This is a genomic window from Paraburkholderia sp. D15, assembly GCF_029910215.1.
Lineage (GTDB): Bacteria > Pseudomonadota > Gammaproteobacteria > Burkholderiales > Burkholderiaceae > Paraburkholderia.
Genome location: NZ_CP110396.1, coordinates 94,763 through 114,885 on the forward strand (window position 1 = coordinate 94,763; position 20,123 = coordinate 114,885).

The following is a 20,123-nucleotide window of genomic DNA, read 5'->3' on the forward strand; positions in this document are numbered from 1 at the left end:
CTCTATTGGAACATCAAACACCAATCTCACGGCAATCGCAAACGATAATATTTATTCAATAAAAAAATCCATATAAAATGAGATTCTCCTCATGATAATTACGCAATAAAAAGACAGCGCGCATTCCGAAAAAGTCTCGTATCACGACAGCGTTTTTGCTCGAATGCGCGCCGCCTCGGCTCACTCGCGCGCCACGCCCAGCACGCCACGCGCGTTGCCCGTGTCGCCCGCCTCCACCAATGCCTCCAGCACCACGCCGCGCGTCTCGACCCCGAGCACCCATACGGCGGCGCCCGCCACCACGAAACACGCCGCGCCTAGCGAAAACACGCCGCCTTGCCCAAAAACCGGCAGCACGACGCCCACCACGTACGGCCCGATCAACGACCCCACCCGCCCAATCGCCGACGCAAATCCCGACCCGGTCGCTCGCGCGCCGGTCCCGTAAAGCTCAGGCGTATAGGTATAGAGCACGGCCCACATCGCGAACAGAAAGAACTGCATCGCGAGCCCGGCACAGATCAGCAAGGTCGGCGTCTGCGCATGCAACGCCGTCTGCCCGTATAGATAAGCCATCACCGCGCTCCCCAGCAGCGAGGCGATGCAGGTCGGCTTACGCCCCCACCGTTCCACGAGCCAGGCCGCGCAGATGAAGCCCGGAATCCCCCCGAGCGAAATCAGCACCGTATACAGCACCGATTTCGTGACGGCAAAACCCGCCTGCTGCATCAACGCGCCCAGCCACGAGGTCAAGCCGTAAAACCCGAGCAACGCAAAAAACCACAAGGTCCAGACCATCACCGTGCGGCGCCGGTAAATGCCGCTCCAGATTTCCCGGAACGCGCCCATGCCCTGCTCCACCGGCGGCTCGGCAAACATCGCCGGCGCGGGTAGCTCACTCAACTCGCGCAGACCCGCCGCCTTCATCACCTTCGCCTCGACCTCGGCGAGCACGCGATCCGCTTCCTCGATGCGCCCGCGATGTTCGAGCCAGCGCGGCGACTCCGGCACCACGCGCCGCACGATCAGCACGAACACCGCCGGAATCGCCAGCAACGCGAACTCGGTGCGCCAGCCCAGCGTCGGCAGGACGAAATACGACACCACGCCCGCCGTGATGAAACCGAGCGGCCAGAATCCATCCATCAATGCGATCAGCCGCCCGCGCGAGGCCGCCGGCACGAACTCCGACAGCAAGGTCTGCGCGATCGGAAACTCCATCCCCATGCCGAAGCCGAGCAGCACGCGATAGAAAATCAGCGCGTCGACGCTCTGCGCGGTCGAACAGAGATACGAGGCGACGCCCCATAGCACCATGCTCCACTGGAATACCGGGCGGCGTCCGAAACGGTCGGCCAGCAGGCCCGCGACCGCCGCGCCGATCACCATGCCGAAGAAGCTCGCGCTCGCGACCAGACCCGCCGTCGCGGTCGACAGATGAAACTCCGATTTGATCGAGCCGAGCACGAAGGTCATCGTGCCGAGATCGACCGAATCGAAGAAGAACGCGATGGCGATGATGATGAAGATGGTCCGGTGATAACCGGAAAACGGCAGTCGTTCGAGCCGGGCGGCAGCGCTCGCGCGCGACTGGATAGCGATGGACATAGCATCCCCTCGTTGATGCGGCGGCAGCCGCGTGAGTACTCCGATCAGTGTCTTTTCAGTAGACGCCGACATAAATCGGCCACATAGAAAGAAACCGTCATCGGGGTGGAACGGGGACGTCGTGCGTGGCGTGGTTCCACGCAGCGCGTGGACTATCGTTCAGATGGCGTTGCCCGGCATCACACCCGCCGCCGCGCACGCGCCGCGCCGGCAATGCGCGCGAGCGCCTCCGCGCTCAGCCGCGCGGCGATCCGTTCGACGTATTGATGGTGACGCGCCTCCAGCGGCGCGCCAAGTTGCTGTGCCAGCAGATAGCGGATCAGCGCGATGCGCCGGTGCCGCAGCACGATGCTCTGATCGAGCAGTGCGAGCGCGGCATGCGCATCGCCTTCATGGCATGCGCGCTCGGTGAGGCGCGCGGTGACGACGCGGGTCGAACTCATGACGAACCGTCCGTCCGCTTCATGGCCGCGCGTTCACGCGAGTTCATCCATGTGCATCCGTTCATGTCCGGCCATGTCCATTCACGTTCGTCCACGCCCGCCGCACGCCGCATGCCGCACGCGTTACGACATCAGCGGCTCGGCCGCGTCGAGCATGATCTTCACGAAGTAGTCCGCGAAGCTGCGGCGCACCACCAGGTCGAAACTGTTCGCGCCGGTCGGCACGAGCGTCATCGACGCCTTGAAGTAGTGACTTTGCGCGCACTGCCCCTCGCCGAACAGCTTCGGGTGCAGATCGAGCGGACACCCGCGCGCCAGCACCTCGCGCGTGCGCGTGCCGCTGATGTCGAGCACCGTGTACCCGCTGCCGATATCCACCGCCGCCGCGAACAGTCCCGCGAAGGCGGCGCCCAGTTTCGCCTGCAACGGCGCGGTGCGGCTCGCATCGTGCGCGAGCGCCGAACGCACCAGCCATTCGTCCGGCCCGAGCCACAGCATGTCGTAGCCGTTGCCGCGCGCGACCGTGTTGGCCTTCTCCGGCGGACGGCACCCGATCACGCTCTCCACCGCCGCGACGAAGGCCGCGTCGCGCGTATCGCCGCGCACGTTCACCAGTTCCAGAAACGGCCGCTCGCTCAACCGGAAGGCCGCGCCCGCCGTGGCCAGATGTTTTTTCAGCAGCGCATCCGCGCCTACCAGCGGCGATTCCTGCCACACGCCCGTCTGCCTGCCGACCGCACGATCCACGACCGTCCCCGTTCCCCGCGTTTCATTCCACATGTTGACGTGCTCCTTCGCTATCGTAGAAGACCGAGCTGGCGATCTTCGCCGCAATCTGTTTGCCGCTCGCGAGCGGAATCGTGACCGTCTCGCCGATCTTGTCGAGGCCGCCCTTGACCACCGCCATCGCGATCGAGCGCTTCAGGATCGGGCTGTAATAGCTCGACGTGACGTGGCCGAGCATCGGCGCGGTATCGCCCTGGAACGGCCCGGCGACGATCTGCGAGCCCTCCGGAATCACGAACGACGGATCGTCCGCGAGCAGTCCGACGAGTTGCTTGCGCCCGGCCTTCGCGGTGTCCGACCGGGCGAGCGAGCGCTTGCCGAGAAAGTCCTTCGACTTCGCGACCAGCCCGCCCATGCCGACGTCGTGCGGCGTCATCGACCCGTCCGTGTCCTGGCCGACGATGATGTAGCCCTTCTCCGCGCGCAACACGTGCATGGTTTCGGTGCCGTACGGCGTGATGTCGAATTCGGCGCCGGCCGCCATCAACGCTTCCCACACCGCGCGGCCGACGTTGGCCGGCACGTTCACTTCATACGCGAGTTCGCCGGAGAAGCTGATGCGCATCACCCGCGACGCCGCGCCCGCCACCGTGCCCTCGCGATAGCTCATGAACGGAAACGCCGCGTTCGCGAAGTCGATGTCCTGGCAAACCTTCTGCAACACCTTGCGGCTATTCGGCCCGACCACGGCGAAGGTGGCCCAGTGATCCGTGACCGACGCCAGCCGCACGCGCAGGTCCGGCCATTCGGTCTGCAGCCAGCGTTCGAGCCACGTCAGCACGCGCGCCGCGCCGCCGGTGGTGGTGGTCATCATGTAGTGCTGATCGGCGAGGCGCACGGTGACGCCGTCGTCGAAGATCATGCCGTTCTCGTCGAGCATCAGGCCGTAGCGGCACTTGCCCACTTCCAGCTTGCTCCACGGATTGGTGTAGACCCAGTTGAGCAGCTTCGCCGAGTCGGGGCCCTGAATGTCGATCTTGCCGAGCGTCGACGCGTCCAGAATACCCACGCTCGTGCGCACCGCGAGCGATTCGCGCGCGACTGCCGCGTGCAGGTCCTCACCCGCCTTCGGGAAATACCACGGCCGCTTCCAGTTGCCGACGTCCTCGAACGCCGCGCCGTTTTCCACATGCCATTCGTGCACGGCGGTCTTGCGCACCGGATCGAGAAACTCGCCCAGCTCGCGGCCCGCGAACGTGCCGAACGTGACCGGCGTGTAATTCGGCCGGAACGTGGTCGTGCCGGTTTCGGGAATCGTCTTGCCGAGCGCCTGCGCGAGAATCGCCATGCCGTTGATGTTGCCGAGCTTGCCCTGATCGGTGCCGAAGCCCATCGCGGTATAACGCTTCACGTGTTCGACGGATTCGAACCCTTCGCGCGCGGCGAGGAAAATGTCCGCGGCCGACACGTCGTTCTGGAAATCGATGAACTGCTTCGGCCCGCGCGTCGCCAATTCGCGCCCGCCGACCAGCCACAGCGGCTGCATCTTCGCCTCGCTGACTTCCGCCACCTGCACCGGGTTCGGCCGCGTGACGATGAAGCCCGCCGCGCGCGCGGCCTCGCTGCCCGCATCCATCGCGAAACGGATGCCCTGGCCGAGCGTGAAATCGCCCGCGCACGCGCCGACGCTGGTCTCCGGCTGCATCGCCTTGCCCGGCACGAAGCAGGCCTTCTCGTCATGCCAGTGGGCCTTGCCGCCCGACTGCGCGAACAGATGCAGCACCGGGCTCCAGCCGCCGGACATGGCCAGCAGATCGCAGCTCAGTGCGCCCTGCTTCGCGCCGACCTGCGCGTTCGCGTACGCCGCGAGCTCGACCGAGGCGACCCGCAGCTTGCCGTGCGCCGCGGTAATCACCCTGCCGTTCAGTACCTTGACGCCGTAGCGGCGCGCGAGCGCCGGCAGCGTGCCTTTCGATTCAGCCGTGCGCGGATCGACCACGGTGACCTGCGCGCCGGCCGCCTTCAGGTCGAGCGCGCACTGGTAGCCGTCGTCGTTGTTCGTGAACACCACCGCATTGCGGCCCGGCAGCACCGCGTAGCGATGCAGATAGGTCGACACCGCCGACGCCAGCATCACGCCCGGCAGATCGTTATTGCCGAAGACGATGGGCCGTTCGTGCGCACCGGTCGCGAGAATCACGCGTTTCGCGCGGATCTTCCACATCAGTTCGCGCGTGCCCTTGCGTTGCGACACCGGCAGATGATCGGTAAGGCGCTGCGTGACCGTGACGAGGTTGTGGTCCTGATAGCCGAACGCCGTGCTGCGCGACAGGATCTTCACGTCGGGCATCTGACGCAGTTCGTCCTCGATCCGGTGTACCCATTGCAGCGCCGGCTTGCCGTCGATTTCCGCGCGGCACGACAGCAGCGAGCCGCCGAGTTCCGGCTGATCGTCGACCAGCGTCACGCGCGCGCCGGACAGCGCCGCCGCATGCGCGGCCGCCAGCCCGGTGGGACCGCCGCCGACCACCAGCACGTCGCAGTGGGCGAAGCATTTGTCGTAGCGGTCCGCGTCGTGATGTTCCGGCGCCTTGCCGAGGCCGGCCGCATCGCGGATCACTTCCTCGTATTTCGGCCAGAATTTGCGCGGCCACATGAAGGTCTTGTAGTAGAAGCCGGCCGGAATGAAGCGCGCGAACTTCTGGTTGACCGCCATGCGGTCTTTCTCGATGCTCGGCTTCGCGTTCACGCTGCTGGCCACCAGCCCCTGATACAGCTCGACCTCGGTCGCGCGCGCATTGGGCACCGTGTACGCGCCGGTTTCCAGTTGCACGACCGCGTTCGGCTCTTCCACGCCCGCCGTCACGATGCCGCGCGGCCGGTGATATTTCCAGCTCCGTGCGACGAAATGCTGGCCGTTCGCGAGCAGCGCCGAGGCCAGCGTGTCGCCTTGATAACCCTGGTATTGACGGCCGTTGAAGGTGAACGTCAGCGGCATCGCGCGGTTGATGCGCCCGCCGTTCGGGAGTCGGTCTTTCTGGCTCATTGCGTCTTTCCTTGCTGGGTCAGGCCTGCGTTGCCTGCATTGCCTGCGTTGCCTGCGTTGCCCGCATTGCCTGCATTGCTATCCATCGCGAGCAGCGGACGCTCGAACGTCTCGTAGCCCTGAATCTCGTAGCTCACCGTGTCGCGCTGCGCCTTGAACCAGCGCCGGCATCCTTGCGTGTGCAACCATTGTTCGCGATGCACGCCGCGCGGATTCTTGCGCATGAACAGGTAGTCGCCCCATTCCTTGTCGGTCAGTGCTTCGGTGTCGAGCGGACGGGCGATATCGGCCTCGCCGCCGCAGGAAAATTCGGTTTCGGCGCGTGGCCCGCACCAGGGGCATTCGATCAGCAGCATCTCTTTCTCCAGAGCAAATTCGTGGCGGTGCGTTCGTTCAATAGTCGTTCAATGCGCGACGGCGGCAGCGCCGTGTTCGTCGATCAGGTGACCGGTATAGAAGCGATCGAGCGAGAACGGCGCGTTCAGCGGATGCGGTTCGTCGCGTGCGATGGTGTGCGCGTACGCCCAGCCCGAACCCGGCGTCGCCTTGAAGCCGCCGGTGCCCCAACCGCAGTTGAAGTACAGGCCCTTCACGTCGGTCTTGCTGATGATCGGGCACGCGTCCGGCGACACGTCCACGATGCCGCCCCACTGCCGGTTCATCCGCACCCGCGAGAACACCGGGAACATTTCGACGATCGCTTCGAGCGTGCCTTCGATGATCTGGAAGCTGCCGCGCTGACCGAAGCCCGTGTACTGATCGACGCCCGCGCCGATCACCAGGTCGCCCTTGTCGGACTGACTGATGTACGCGTGCACCGCGTTCGACATCACCACCGTGTTGACCACCGGTTTGATCGGCTCGGACACCAGCGCCTGCAACGGATGGCTTTCCAGCGGCAGACGCACGCCGGCCATGTCGGCGAGCGTCGAGGTATTGCCCGCCGCGACGATCGCGACCTTCTTCGCCTTGATGAAACCGCGGGTGGTATCCACACCCGTCACCTGACTGCCGTCGCGGCGGATGCCCGTCACCTGACAGTTCTGCACGATGTCGACGCCCGCCTGATCCGCGCCGCGCGCGAAGCCCCACGCGACCGCATCGTGACGCGCGACGCCGCCGCGCCGCTGGATCGATGCGCCCAGCACCGGATAGCGGCTGTTCAGATTGATGGTCGGTTCGATTTCCTTGATCTGCGCGGGCGTGAGGAATTCGGCGTCCACGCCGTTCAGGCGGTTCGCGTTGACGCGGCGCTCGGTGTCGCGCACGTCCTGCAGCGTGTGCGCGAGATTCATCACGCCGCGCTGGCTGAACATCACGTTGTAGTTCAGGTCCTGCGAGAGGCCTTCCCACAGCTTCATCGCTTTTTCGTAGAGCGCGGCGGATTCGTCCCACAGATAGTTGGAGCGCACGATCGTCGTGTTGCGCGCGGTGTTGCCGCCGCCGATCCAACCCTTCTCCAGCACCGCGACGTTACGCACGCCGTGCTCCTTCGCGAGGTAGTACGCGGTGGCGAGACCGTGACCGCCGCCGCCGACGATCACCACGTCGTATTCGCGTTTGGGCTCCGGGCTTTTCCACTGACGCTCCCAGTTCTCGTGATACGACATCCCGTTACGCAGGAGGCTGAATATCGAATAGCGGCTCATCGTTGATCCTTGTGGGTGCTGTCTTTGCTGTCTTTGCTGTGTTGTCGTTGCATTACTGCCGTGCCTGCGCGCCTCGCGCGACGCGCTTCAACATTCGATGACGTTCACGGCCAAGCCGCCGCGCGACGTCTCCTTGTATTTGGTCTTCATGTCCGCGCCGGTTTCGCGCATGGTCTTGATCACGTTATCGAGCGACACGTAGTGCTGGCCGTCGCCCTTCATCGCCATGCGCGCGGCGTTGAGCGCCTTGATCGCGCCCATTGCATTGCGTTCGATGCAGGGAATCTGCACGAGACCGCCGACCGGATCGCAGGTCATGCCGAGGTTGTGTTCCATGCCGATTTCGGCGGCGTTCTCGACTTGCGTCGGCGTGCCGCCCATGACGGCCGCGAGCGCCGCGGCGGCCATCGAACAGGCCACGCCGACTTCGCCCTGGCAGCCCACTTCGGCGCCGGAGATCGACGCGGTTTCCTTGTAGATGATGCCGATCGCGGCGGCCGTGAGCAGGAAGTCGACGATGCCGTCGTCGCTGGAGGCGTGCATGAACTTCACGTAGTAGTGCAGCACGGCGGGAATCACGCCGGCCGCGCCGTTGGTCGGCGCGGTGACGACGCGGCCGCCGGCGGCGTTTTCCTCGTTGACGGCCATCGCATACAGATTGACCCAGTCGAGCATGGACAGCGGATCGCGCAGCGATTCCTCGGAGCGCGCGCGCAGTTGCGCGCAGAGATCGGCGGCGCGGCGTTTCACGTGCATGGGGCCGGGCAATTCGCCGCGCACCTTGCAGCCGCGTTCGACGCAGGCGGCCATGGTGCGCCAGATCGCGAGCAGGCCGCTACGCACTTCGGATTCGGGACGCGCGACGCATTCGTTGCGCAGCGTGATGTCGGCGATCGACAGACCGGTTTCGCGGCACACGCGCATGAGGTCGTCGCCGGTGCGAAACGGGTGCGGGACATCGGCGCCCGCGCGCTGACCGTTGATGCGATCGCCTTCGCGATTGACGACGAAGCCGCCGCCGATCGAGTAGTACTCTTTTTCGACGAGCAGTTGATCGTTGTCGTCGAAGGCCTGAAAGCGCATGCCGTTCGGGTGGACGATGCCCGAGCCGGGGGCGCCTGGCATCAGTTTGCGGAAGAAGCCGAGGTGCTCGCGTTCGTCGAATTTGATCGTTTGTTTGCCGAGCAGGGTCAGTTGCCGGGTGGTCCGGATTGCCTTCAGGCGAGGTTCGATGAGGTCCGGGTCGATCAGGTCGGGGAGGTTGCCTTCGAGGCCCAGCAGGATCGCTTTGTCGGTGCCGTGGCCTTTGCCGGTGGCGCCTAGGGAGCCGAAGAGTTCGACTCTGACCTTGCGCACGAAGGCTAGCAGGTTGGCGTCTTCGATATGCGAGGCGAAACGGCACGCGGCGATCATCGGGCCCACGGTGTGGGAGCTGGATGGGCCGATGCCGATTTTGAACAGGTCGAAGACGCTGACGTTCATGATGGTTTTCTTTTGCGCGGGGCGCTTGGGTGAGGGTTTGGTTGCTATGGGGCTATTGCATCGCAGACCGGTTTTGGTCGATAGAATGAAAACGCCATGTTGGCGGGATGGGGGCGTCAAGGTTGGGGCGCTGCGCTGGCTTTTTTTGGGGGTTTTGTTTGTGGGGTTTGACTGATTTTTTTTGGCCTTTCCTTGATTTGCTTTTGGTCTATTAGTGTTGCCCCTGTGCGGGGCGGCACTTACTCTCTTTGCCGCGGCAAAGAGAGTAAGCAGAGAAAGCCGCTTCACACCGCCAGCTCATAAGCGGACACTTCGCACAGCCACGGTAGTGGCCCATCTGGAATCCGTGCCCTCGCACACTCCCCGCTCGTGACAAAGGACTCATTCATCCCGTCTCGCGCCGCGCGCTCGCCGGCACGGTCCACCCCGAACCGAAGGGCGGCGTTGGATTTACCCGGGGGCGCGCGTAGCGCCGCCGGAAGCATGACTGCTGTACCATCACCGCAAAATGCGCGAGAACACGGATTCCAGATGGACCACTAACAATACTGTGCGAGAGCCCCACTTATGAGCTGGCGGTTCAAAGCGGCTTTCTCTTGCCTACTTGTATATTCCCTCCTGTGACGACGACCCGATCAGTTGTCGCCACAGGGACAGTCAGCTCGTCTGCCTTCAGTGCTTCGAGCACGCAGAGAAGCTTGAGCGACTGTCCTTTTCATCCTCATAACCCGAACAGTTGACGGAGCCTCGAGCTCGTATTTTCCTGCAAGTATGGGTACCACGATGAATCCTGTTTCTTCCGTTTATATCGGCATCGACGTCAGCGGCACAACGCTCGACATCGCCATTCACGACACGACCGACCATTTTCGTGTCGACAATGAGCAGACCGCCATCGATCAACTGGTACAACGTCTCATCGCGTTGAACCCCACCCTGATCGTGATGGAGGCCACCGGCAAGCTCGAACTCGCCGTGCTCAGAGCCCTCTGCGAGGCGGGTCTGCCCGCTGTCGCCGTGAATCCCCGGCAGGTGCGCGACTTCGCCCGCGCGACCGGCATGCGGGCCAAGACCGATCGCATCGACGCCTTTGCCATCGCCCGTTTCGCCGCGGTCATCAAGCCCGTGGTGCGCCCGCTCACCGATGTGCAGACCGAGCAGTTGCAGGCCCTGCTGCTGCGCCGCGCCCAGCTCGTGGACATGCTCGTGGCCGAGAAGGCCCGTCTTGAGCGCGCCCACGCCGCCGCCCGCGAAAGCCTGAATGACCACATCAAATGGCTCAAGCAGCAGATCAGGATCGCGGACAACGATATCGACTCGTTCCTGCGCTCGTCTCCCGCGTGGCGTCAGAAGGAAGATCTGCTGCGCTCCGTGCCCGGTATCGGTCCCGGCGCCGCCGCAACGCTGATCGCCTTCATGCCGCAACTGGGTTCGCTGAACCGCCGCGAGATCGCCGCGCTCACCGGCGTCGCTCCGTTCAATAGCGACAGCGGCAAACACATCGGCAGGCGTCGCATTCAGGGCGGGCGAGCCGTCGTACGGCGCGCTCTTTACATGGCCTGCGTGCCCGCGCTGCGCTTCAATCCGACCATTCGCGCTTTCTATGACCGGCTACGCGAGGCGGGCAAGCCGTTCAAGGTCGCCATCACGGCGTGCATCCGCAAGCTCATCGTCACACTCAATACGATGGTCCAGCATGACACGCACTGGAGGCCGTCGATCATCTGAACTTCTTCAAGCGTTCTTACCGAAGGCGCGATCGGAGATCGTGCGGCATGCGCTCGCCTGTACGTCGCCGGCGGATCGACATGTGATCCGCCGCCCACCCGATACCCGTCGCTTGACTTCCAATACGGTTGCTTCTCTTTGCCGCGGCAAAGAGAAGTAGGTGCCGCCCCGCACAGGGGCAACGCTAATAGACCGATAAGAACACAAGGAAAGGCCAAAACAAAAACCCCAACTGCTATGCTTCCCTAACGACCCAGCGCAAGCCCACCAAAAGCAATCAGCAATCAGCAAAACAGCAAACCGCAATGCACCCCCTCACCCCCCCCGAACCGGAACAAAAACACCGTATCCGCTTCGGCATCATCCTCCTCCCGAACTTCACGCTAACGGCCTTCTCGGGTTTCGTCGACCTGCTGCGACTATCAGCCGACGAAGGCGACTTCAGCAAACCCGTCCGCTGCTCCTGGAGCGTCATCGGCGAAACGCTCGCCCCCGTCCGCGCGAGCTGCGGCATCCAGATCACCCCCTGGGAAACCTTCGACTCCGCCGAGCCCTTCGACTACGTCGTCGTCGTCGGCGGCCTGCTCCACTCCGGCCCCGCCGCCAACGATGCCACCCTCGCCTTCATCCGCCGCGCCGCCGCCACCCACGCCACCCTCGTCGGCATGTGCACCGGCGTGTTCTCCCTGATGCGCGCCGGCGTCCTCGACGGCCATCGCATCTGCGTCAGCTGGTTCCACTACTGGGATTTCATCGAACGATTCCCCAACGTCAACGAGGAAGCCCTCGTCGCCGATCGCCTGTTCGTGATCGACCGCCGCCGCATCACCTGCTCCGGCGGCCGCGCCTCCATCGATGTCGCCGCCGCCATCCTGCTGCGTCACTTCGAAACCGCCACCGTGCAGAAAGCCCTGCGCATCCTGCTCGTCGACGACATGCAGAAAGGCAACGCGCCCCAGCCGCATCCCCCCGGCCTCGCGCCCGCCACCCATCCGAAAGTCAAACGCGCGATCCTGCTGATGGAACAGCACGTCGGCCGCTCGCTGTCGCTCGACGAACTGGCCGGCAAACTCGATCTGTCGCCACGTCAGCTCGAACGCCTCTTCAAGGCCCAAACCGGCAAGGCGCCGCAAGCCTACGCCAAGCAGGTGCGCCTGCGCACCGCCGCGTGGCTGCTCACCAGTTCGGACAAGACCGTCGCGGATATCGCATCGAGTTGCGGCTTCTCCGATGCGTCGCATCTGGGCCGCGAGTTCCGCAAGCAATTCGGCCTGCCGCCGATGATGTACCGCGAACAACGCGGCACCGCCGCGGAAACGGAAGACGGCGCCGGTTTCGACGAAACCTTCCCGGGCCGCGCGCAAGCCATCTGACTCGCGTCGAACGAATCGGCGCAAGGCGCGCGCCTCGCGGCACGCGCCCGCTTCGCCCTTACTGCCCCGCCACGTACGCCTTCACCGCCGGCAAACCATCCTTGCCGTCGAACGTCTTCACACCCGCGAGCCACTTGTCCAGCACGGCCGGGTTCGCCTTCAGCCAGTCCTTCGCGGCCTTGTTCGGGTCGGTCTTGTTCATGATCGGCAGCATCACGTGATTCTCGATATCGGTCGTGAAGTGCAGATTCGCCACCAGCTTCGCGACGTTCGGGCAGCGCGCCGAGTAGTCGGTCGGCACCACCGTGAGCACGCGCGCTTCGCCGTAGTTCGGACCGAACACGTCGTCGCCGCCGGACAGATAATCGATCTTCATCTGCACGTTCATCGGATGCGGCTCCCAGCCGAGAAACACGATCGGCTTCTTCTCGCGGATCGCGCGGTTCACCTCGACCAGCATGCCCGCCTCGCTCGACTCCACCAGCTTGAACTTGCCGAGCCCGAACTGGTTGCTGTCGATCATCTTCTTGATCAACGCATTGCCGTCGTTGCCCGGCTCGATCCCGTAGATCTTGCCGTCGAGCTTGTCGTAGTTCTTCGCGATGTCCGTGAAGTTCTTGATCCCTGCCTGATACGCGTAATCCGGCACCGCCAGCGTGTATTTCGCGCCCGTCAGATTCGGCGTCGACAGCACGGTCAGTTGATTGGCTTTCCTGAACGGATCGATGATCGGGTCCATGGTCGGCGACCAGTAGCCGAGGAACACGTCGATCTGTTTGCTCTTCACGCCGGCAAACGTGATCGGCACCGACGCGATCGTCTTGGTCGGCTTGTAGCCGAGCCCTTCGAGCACCGTCGAGGCCAGCCCGGTGGTCGCCGCGATGTCGGTCCAGCCGACGTCGGCGAAACGCACGTCGCGACAGGTCGCGGGATCGGCGGCAAACACGGATGTCACAGATAGCGCGCACAACGACGCAGCCCACACACGTTTCATGGCATTCCCTCAGAGTAGTTGATGCTCGACTGGTTTTATTGAAAGGATTTCTGTGCAGTACAAGCCATGCCGGCCAACCCAGACCGACAACCTAGGCCGACAGCCGCCGCTCGACACTCGGCGCATGGCCGAACTGCGCGCGGTACGCCTTGCTGAAATGGCACGGCGAATGAAACCCGCACACGGTCGTGACCCGCGCGATGGACGCATCCGTATTGCGCAGCAGCTCGCGCGCGCGCCGCAAGCGCAGCGTCAGGTAGTAATGCGTGGGCGACACGCTCAGGAACATCTTGAACATCCGCTGCAAATGGCGTTGCGACAGATGCACGAGCCGCGCGAGTTCGTCGAGCGACAACGGCTCCTCGATGTTCGCCTCCATCAGCCGCACCACTTCGATCAGTTCGGCTCGCGAAAATCCGACCCGCGCGTCGACGGGAATGTGCTGATAGTCGGTCGAGCCGCGAATCCGCTCGACGATGAACTGCTCCGACACCTGCGCCGCCACCGAGCGGCCGAGCCGCAGGCCGACGAGATTCAGCATCAGATCGAGCGGCGCGGTGCCGCCGGTGCAGGTCATGCGGTCGCGGTCGATCACGAACAGTTCATCCGCGAAACGCACGTGCGGATAGCTCTTGTGCAACGGCGACATGTCTTCCCAATGCACGGTCGCGCGGTAGCCGTCGAGCAGACCGGCGGCCAGCAGCGCATACGGTCCGGTGCAGATGCCGCCGAGCGGAATGCCCTGGTCCGCCACCTCGCGCAGCAGCGCGATCACGGTGTCGTTCACGTACTCGCGCACGTGCCAGCCGGCACACACGAACAGCACATCCGGCAGACCCGCTTCGGCGAGCGTCGTGGTGGGCTTCACCGTGATGCCGTTGCTGGCGCGCGCCGGTTCGCCGTCCGGCGTGATCACCGACCACCGGTAATGCTGCGCGCGACCCACGTAGTTGGCCATGCGCAGCACCTCGACCGCGCTGGTGAACGCGATCATCGAAAAATTCGGCAGCGTCAGAAAGCCGACGTGCGCGAGCCCGGACAGCGGCGCGCCGGTGGCTTCGGCAGGCGTCTCGACCGGTACGATCGCGTCGCGCTTCATGGGCGGCTCAGCCGTGTTGCGCCGCCGGCTCGCGGCGCACTTTCATCAGACCGCGCAGACCGGCGAACAGCGGCGCGCGCGCCATGCCCGGCGCCCGGCCGAAGCTTTCCGTGATGCGGTCGAGAATGATCGCGAGCATCACCACCGAGAGGCCGCTTTCGAAACCGAGCCCGATATCGAGGCGCTGAATGCTGGCGAGCACGTCGTTGCCGAGACCGCCCGCGCCGACCATCGACGCGATGATCACCATCGACAGCGCCATCATGATGGTCTGGTTCACGCCGGTCATGATGGACGGCAGCGCATTCGGAAACTGCACCTTGTACAGCAGTTGCCACGGCGTGCAGCCGAATGCCTGCCCCGCTTCGACGATCTCGCGGTTCACGTGCTTGATGCCGAGCGACGTCAGACGCACCGCGGGCGGCATCGCGAAGATCACGGTGGAGAGAATCCCCGGCACGCGGCCGAGGCCGAACAGCATCGCGGCCGGAATCAGGTAGACGAAGGCCGGCATGGTCTGCATCAGATCGAGCACCGGACGCACGATCATTTCGACGGTGCGGCTCTTCGCGGTCCAGATGCCGAGCGGCACGCCGAGCAGGAGGCTGATCAAGGTCGACGACAGCGTCAGCCCCAGCGTGATGACCATCTGATCCCAGAAGCCGGTGCCGTAGATCAGCAGCAGCGCGAGCAGCGTGAAGGTCGCGAAGCGCCAGCCGACCCGCCATAGACCGATGCCGACGAAGAACGCCATCATCGCCCACATCGGCACGGCCTGAAGGCTGTGCTCGACCAGCGCGGCAAAACTCTCGATCACCTTGCCGATCGAGTCGAACGTCTTCGCGTCGTGGTCGAGCAGATAGTGGACGCCGTGATCGACCCAGGCGCCAAGTGGAATGACTTCAGACATGGGAACCTCGATGGCGCGTGAGAACGTTCAGCACGTTCGACTGGTTGATCGATCCGCAGTAAAAGCCGTCCGCGTCGACCACCGGCAGCGGCGCGCGGCTCGCCACCACGCGTTCGACGACGTCGTCGAGCGGCGTGCTGCGACGGATGCATTCGATGTGATTGAGTTGCGGCGACGCGCCGCCGGTCGCATCGCGGCCCACGAAGCCGCGGAACCGGCGCTCGCCGTCGAGCACGAACGCGTAGTCGGCGCTGCCGTTCAGCGTGGCGGCCACGCTCGACGCGTCGAGCGCCTGCGAGTGCTGCATCAGCGGCACGGCGTCGGTCTGCATCAGATCGCCGGCCGTCAGATAGCGGCTGGTGTCGATGCCTTCGAAGAAAGCCCGCACGTAGTCGTCGGCGGGATGGGTGATGATCTGCTGCGGCGTGCCGACCTGCACGACGCGCCCGCCTTCCATGATCGCGATGCGCGTGCCGATGCGCATCGCCTCTTCCAGGTCGTGCGACACGAACAGGATCGTGCGTTGCTGTTCGCGTTGCAGATCGAGCAGCACGTTCTGCATTTCCTTGCGCTTGAGCGGATCGAGCGCGGAGAACGCTTCGTCCATGATCATCAGCGACGGGTTGACCGCCAGTGCACGCGCCAGACCCACGCGCTGCTGCATGCCGCCCGACAGTTGCGCGGGCAACTTCCCGGCGAACGGCGCGAGGCCGACCTGTTCGAGCACGGTCATCGCGCGCCGTTCGCGCTCCTTGCGGCCCATGCCCGCCACTTCGAGGCCGAAGGCCGCATTGGACAGCACGGTGCGCTGCGGCATCAACGCGAAGGACTGGAACACCATGCTCATGTCCTTGCGGCGCAGCGCGGTCAATTCCGCGCGCGGCACGGCGGCCACGTCGCGTCCGTCGATCAGCACCTTGCCCGCGCTCGGTTCGACGAGCCGGTTGATCAGACGGATCAGCGTCGACTTGCCGGAGCCGGACAGGCCCATCAGCACGAAGATCTCGCCTTCCTTGACCTCGAACGACACGTTGTGAACACCGACGATCTGACCGGTCTGCGCGAACACGTCCTCTTTCGTCGCACCGCCGGCCATCATGTTGAGTGCCTGTTTCGGGTTGGTGCCGAACACCTTGCACAACCCTTCAACGACGACCTTGGGGGAATTCATTGAATGCTCTCTCCTAGCGTGGCGGACGTCCGTCCGCGCTGTGCATACATAGTTGCCAGAAAAAAGTGCGCGTTGCCGACTATTTGCGACAACCACATGTGGAAATACGACACCTGTGGTTCGCGCGAGCGGGCGGACGATGCCGGGAGGCTTGCTGGGTAAGGGTTTGGCGGGGGTAGACAGGAACGTGGGGGCGTGTCGCGCCAGAGCAAGTGACGGTACTTGCGGCAGCGCAACACGACAGGAGACCAGACGAAACGGGCGAGCCGGCGCTCGCGCCTCACTGCGCGGCAGGCGCGGCCCGATACGCGCGCCGCCCGACCAGCAGGGCCAGCAGCGCCGACACCGCGAGACTGGCCGCCACCACGTACAAGCCCGCGGCATAGCCACCCGTCACGCCCTTCAGCCAGCCGATCGCGAACGGACCGACGAAGCCGCCCAGATTGCCGATCGAGTTGATCATCGCGATGCCGGCCGCGGCGCCCGCGCCCGACAGGAAGGTGCTCGGCATCGCCCACAGCGGCGCCTTCGCCGCGCTGATACCGACGTTCACCACCACCAGCGCCAGCACGACCGCCACCGCCGTGTCCGCGACGCCGGCCCAAGCGAGACCGATCGCCGCCGCCACGCACGGCAGCACGACGTGCCACCTGCGCTCGTTGCGCCGGTCCGAGCGACGCGCCCACCACACCATGCCGAGCACGGCCAGCACGCTCGGGATCGCATTCAACGCGCCGGTGCCGAGCGCGCTGAAACCGAACTGGCGGATGATCAGCGGCGCCCACAAGCCGAGCGTGTAAAGACCCGCGGAGGTGCCGAAATAAATCATCGCCATGATCCACACGCGCGTGTCGCGCAGCGCCGCGAGCGCGCCGGCCGCGTGCCCGGCCTGGGCTTCGCGTCCCCGGCGTTCTTCGCGCAGCGTCGCGATCAGCCAGGCTTTTTCGTCGTCGGCGAGCCAGCCGGCGCGGTCCGGCGAATCGGTCAGCGCCTTGAGCACCACGAAGCCGAGCACGACCGCCGGAATCGCTTCGATGATGAACAGCCACTGCCAGTCCTTCAGACCCAGCAACGCGGGCATCTGCATGATCGCGCCGGAAATCGGCGAGCCGATCGCGGTGGACAGCGGCGCGGCCGCCATGAACGCGGCCGCCGCCACCGCGCGCTGACGCGACGGAAACCACTGGCTCAGGTACAGGATGATGCCGGGGAAGAATCCCGCCTCCGCGACGCCGAGCAGAAAGCGCAGCACGTAAAACGACGTCGGCCCGGTCACGAACGCCGACGCCGCCGACACGAGCCCCCACGTCACCATCACGCGCGCGATCCACAACCGCGCGCCGACCTTGTCGAGAATCAGGTTCGACGGCACCTCGCACAGAAAGTAGCCGAGAAAGAAGATGCCGCCGCCGAGGCCGAACATGGTCGGCGTGAGACCGAGGTCGTGGTTCATCGTGATCGCCGCGAAGCCGACGTTCACGCGGTCGAGAAAGCTCACGAAATACAGCAGCATCACGAAGGGCAGAATGCGCCAGGTGAGCTTGCGGACCACACGGGCTTGCACGTCGGTGTTCATGTCTGTCTCCACTCATTCCCTGCACGGTGCAGTGAGATCGCCCGTGACGCGATGCGGCCGGGCGTTGTGTATTTGGGTTGCTCGCGCGTTGCTCGCGGGTTGCTCGCGCTCAGCGCCACGCGGCGGGGTCGAACTCAGGCGGCCTTGACCGCCTGCCGCCCTGCTCCGCCCGCCTGCGTGGCCAGCCGCGCGCAGACAGCGTCCGTCACCTGCGCGGTGGTCGCGCTGCCGCCCAGGTCGCCGGTATGCAGCGACGCGTCCGCGGTGATCCGTTCGATCGCGGCCATCAACTGCTTCGCCGCGTCGTCCTCGCCCAGGTGTTCGAGCAGCATCACCGCCGACCAGAACGTGCCGACCGGATTCGCGAGCCCCTTGCCCATGATGTCGAAGGCGGAACCGTGGATCGGTTCGAACATCGACGGATAGCGGCGCTCGGGATCGAGATTCGCGGTCGGCGCGATGCCGAGGCTGCCGGCCAGCGCGGCCGCGAGATCGCTGAGGATGTCGGCGTGCAGATTGGTCGCGACGATCGTATCGAGCGTGGCCGGCCGGTTGACCATGCGCGCGGTCGCGGCGTCGACCAGTTCCTTGTCCCAGCGCACATCCGGAAACTCCTTCGAGATCTGCAGCGCGATCTCGTCCCACATCACCATCGCGTGACGCTGCGCGTTGCTCTTGGTGATCACCGTCAGCAGCTTGCGCGGACGCGATTGCGCGAGCCGGAATGCGAAACGCAGAATGCGCTCGACGCCGGCGCGCGTCATCATCGACACGTCGGTCGCGACTTCGATCGGGTGACCCTGATGCGCGCGGCCGCCCACGCCCGCGTATTCGCCCTCGGAGTTCTCGCGCACGATCACCCAGTCGAGGTCTTGCGGCGCGCAGCGTTTCAACGGCGCGTCGATGCCCGGCAGGATGCGCGTGGGCCGCACGTTCGCGTACTGGTCGAAGCCCTGGCAGATCTTCAGGCGCAGCCCCCACAGCGTGATGTGATCCGGAATATGCGGGTCGCCGGCCGAGCCGAACAGGATCGCGTCCTTGTCGCGCAGCGCATCGAGTCCGTCGGCGGGCATCATCACGCCGTGCTCGCGGTAGTAGTCGCCGCCCCAGCCGAAATTCTCGAACTCGAACTGGAACGCGTCGCCGCGCGCGGCGATCGCTTCGAGCACGCGCTGGCCCGCCGGTACGACTTCCTTGCCGATGCCGTCGCCGGGAATGGTTGCGATGCGATAGGTCTTCATCTTCACGAAGCGTCTCCTGAGGTGTGAGTGAGTTGTGGGTGAGTTGTGAGCGATCGAGACACATCGTAGAGCCGCGAGCGCGGCCGCAAACGCTGCTAGACTCAAAGCATCTTTAACCTCAGGTTAACAATGGGCGGCTGCCGTGACTGCATCGATACAACCGGACGACCTCGCGTTTTTCTCGACGCTCGCCGCCGCCGGCAGTCTCACGGCGGCCGCGCGCGAGCTCGGTCTGAGCACGGCGGCCGTGAGCAAGCATCTCGCGCAGATGGAAATGCGCGCGAGCGTCGCGCTGGTGAACCGCACCACGCGGCGCATGAGCCTCACCCCCGAGGGCGAGCTGTATCTGAACCGCGCGCGGCGCATCCTCGGCGAACTGGACGATCTCGCGCAACTGCTCGGCGGCTCGCAGGCCGCGCCCAAGGGTTTGCTGCGGGTCAACGCGACGCTCGGTTTCGGCCGCAGCCATGTCGCGCCGCTAATCTCGCGTTTCGTGCGGCGTTTTCCGGAGGTGGATGTGCAACTGCATCTGTCGGTCGATCCCCCGCCGCTCAGCGACGATGCCTTCGATGTCTGCGTGCGCTTCGGCGAACCGCCGGATGCCCGCGTGATCGCCCGCAAGGTGGCGCGCAACCGGCGTCTGCTGTGCGCGGCGCCGGCCTATCTGGCGGCACGGCGCGCGCCGCGCAGCCCGGCCGAGCTGACGCAGCACAACTGCATCGGCATCCGCCAGGGCGACGACGGTTACGGGGTATGGCGTCTGACCAGCGGACGCGGCGCGAGCGAGAAAACCGAAACGGTGCGCGTGCGCGGCAACCTCACCACCAACGACGGCGAGATCGCGGTGAAATGGGCGCTCGACGGTCACGGCATTCTGATGCGCGCGGAGTGGGACATCGCCGACTATCTCGACGATGGCCGTCTCGTCCACGTGTTGCCGGATTACCGCACGCCGGGCGCGGATATTTACGCGGTGTACCCGCAGCCATTGCAGATGACGGCGCGCGTGAAAGCGTTCGTCGACATGCTCATCGAGACGCTCGGCGCGCGCGGGCCGACGTGACGAAGGCAATCACG

16 protein-coding genes are annotated in these 20,123 nt (G+C 65.0%); 3 read left to right on the plus strand and 13 right to left on the minus strand.

Features of this window, described 5'->3' with window-relative positions; translation table 11 throughout:
* Window positions 1-180: 180 nt before the first annotated feature.
* From LFL96_RS20020 to LFL96_RS20050, 7 genes are all read right to left on the minus strand, one after another.
* Complete coding sequence (locus tag LFL96_RS20020; protein ID WP_281002457.1) at window positions 181-1,608, minus strand: MFS transporter; 1,428 nt, start codon at window positions 1,606-1,608, stop codon at window positions 181-183.
* 179 nt (window positions 1,609-1,787) lie between these two features.
* Complete coding sequence (locus LFL96_RS20025) at window positions 1,788-2,051, minus strand: hypothetical protein (RefSeq protein ID WP_281002458.1); 264 nt, start codon at window positions 2,049-2,051, stop codon at window positions 1,788-1,790.
* Window positions 2,052-2,174: 123 nt separating this feature from the next.
* On the minus strand, window positions 2,175-2,831 hold the full coding sequence (locus tag LFL96_RS20030; RefSeq protein ID WP_281002459.1) for a sarcosine oxidase subunit gamma: 657 nt from the start codon (window positions 2,829-2,831) through the stop codon (window positions 2,175-2,177).
* Window positions 2,821-5,823 carry a sarcosine oxidase subunit alpha family protein gene (locus tag LFL96_RS20035; protein ID WP_281002460.1) on the minus strand — a complete coding sequence of 1,001 codons (3,003 nt, stop codon included), beginning with the start codon at window positions 5,821-5,823 and terminating at the stop codon, window positions 2,821-2,823. The genes LFL96_RS20030 and LFL96_RS20035 overlap by 11 nt, the downstream gene beginning before the upstream one ends.
* Window positions 5,820-6,179 (minus strand): sarcosine oxidase subunit delta, encoded by a 360-nt coding sequence (locus tag LFL96_RS20040; protein WP_281002461.1) that lies wholly within the window; start codon window positions 6,177-6,179, stop codon window positions 5,820-5,822. The genes LFL96_RS20035 and LFL96_RS20040 overlap by 4 nt, the downstream gene beginning before the upstream one ends.
* A gap of 48 nt (window positions 6,180-6,227) precedes the next feature.
* Window positions 6,228-7,472: a sarcosine oxidase subunit beta family protein gene (locus LFL96_RS20045; RefSeq protein WP_281002462.1), complete on the minus strand. Its 1,245-nt coding sequence runs from the start codon at window positions 7,470-7,472 to the stop codon at window positions 6,228-6,230.
* Window positions 7,473-7,559: 87 nt separating this feature from the next.
* Complete coding sequence (locus LFL96_RS20050; protein WP_281002463.1) at window positions 7,560-8,954, minus strand: L-serine ammonia-lyase; 1,395 nt, start codon at window positions 8,952-8,954, stop codon at window positions 7,560-7,562.
* 783 nt (window positions 8,955-9,737) lie between these two features.
* Here LFL96_RS20050 and LFL96_RS20055 point away from each other — a divergent pair.
* Window positions 9,738-10,682 (plus strand): IS110 family transposase, encoded by a 945-nt coding sequence (locus LFL96_RS20055; protein ID WP_280999422.1) that lies wholly within the window; start codon window positions 9,738-9,740, stop codon window positions 10,680-10,682.
* A 305-nt stretch (window positions 10,683-10,987) separates the two neighbouring features.
* The gene (locus tag LFL96_RS20060) at window positions 10,988-12,055 is read left to right on the plus strand and encodes a GlxA family transcriptional regulator (RefSeq protein ID WP_281002464.1); all 1,068 of its coding nucleotides are present in this window, start codon (window positions 10,988-10,990) and stop codon (window positions 12,053-12,055) included.
* Between the two features lie 58 nt (window positions 12,056-12,113).
* Here LFL96_RS20060 and LFL96_RS20065 read toward each other — a convergent pair whose 3' ends face one another.
* From LFL96_RS20065 to LFL96_RS20090, 6 genes are all read right to left on the minus strand, one after another.
* Window positions 12,114-13,049 carry a choline ABC transporter substrate-binding protein gene (locus LFL96_RS20065; protein ID WP_281002465.1) on the minus strand — a complete coding sequence of 312 codons (936 nt, stop codon included), beginning with the start codon at window positions 13,047-13,049 and terminating at the stop codon, window positions 12,114-12,116.
* Window positions 13,050-13,140: 91 nt separating this feature from the next.
* A complete protein-coding gene (locus LFL96_RS20070) occupies window positions 13,141-14,148 on the minus strand; it encodes a GlxA family transcriptional regulator (RefSeq protein WP_281002466.1) in 1,008 nt (335 codons plus the stop codon).
* Window positions 14,149-14,155: 7 nt separating this feature from the next.
* Complete coding sequence (gene choW, locus LFL96_RS20075; RefSeq protein ID WP_281002467.1) at window positions 14,156-15,058, minus strand: choline ABC transporter permease subunit; 903 nt, start codon at window positions 15,056-15,058, stop codon at window positions 14,156-14,158.
* Window positions 15,051-16,229, minus strand: coding sequence for a glycine betaine/L-proline ABC transporter ATP-binding protein (locus LFL96_RS20080; protein WP_281002468.1), 1,179 nt, complete (start codon window positions 16,227-16,229; stop codon window positions 15,051-15,053). The genes choW and LFL96_RS20080 overlap by 8 nt, the downstream gene beginning before the upstream one ends.
* Before the next feature lie 280 nt (window positions 16,230-16,509).
* Complete coding sequence (locus tag LFL96_RS20085) at window positions 16,510-17,805, minus strand: MFS transporter (protein WP_281002469.1); 1,296 nt, start codon at window positions 17,803-17,805, stop codon at window positions 16,510-16,512.
* A 134-nt stretch (window positions 17,806-17,939) separates the two neighbouring features.
* Entirely contained in the window at window positions 17,940-19,046 is a 1,107-nt protein-coding gene (locus LFL96_RS20090) for a tartrate dehydrogenase (RefSeq protein WP_281003942.1), read from the minus strand.
* A 142-nt stretch (window positions 19,047-19,188) separates the two neighbouring features.
* Here LFL96_RS20090 and LFL96_RS20095 point away from each other — a divergent pair, with 142 nt between their 5' ends.
* Complete coding sequence (locus LFL96_RS20095) at window positions 19,189-20,109, plus strand: LysR substrate-binding domain-containing protein (RefSeq protein WP_281002470.1); 921 nt, start codon at window positions 19,189-19,191, stop codon at window positions 20,107-20,109.
* The last annotated feature ends 14 nt before the right edge of the window (window positions 20,110-20,123 follow it).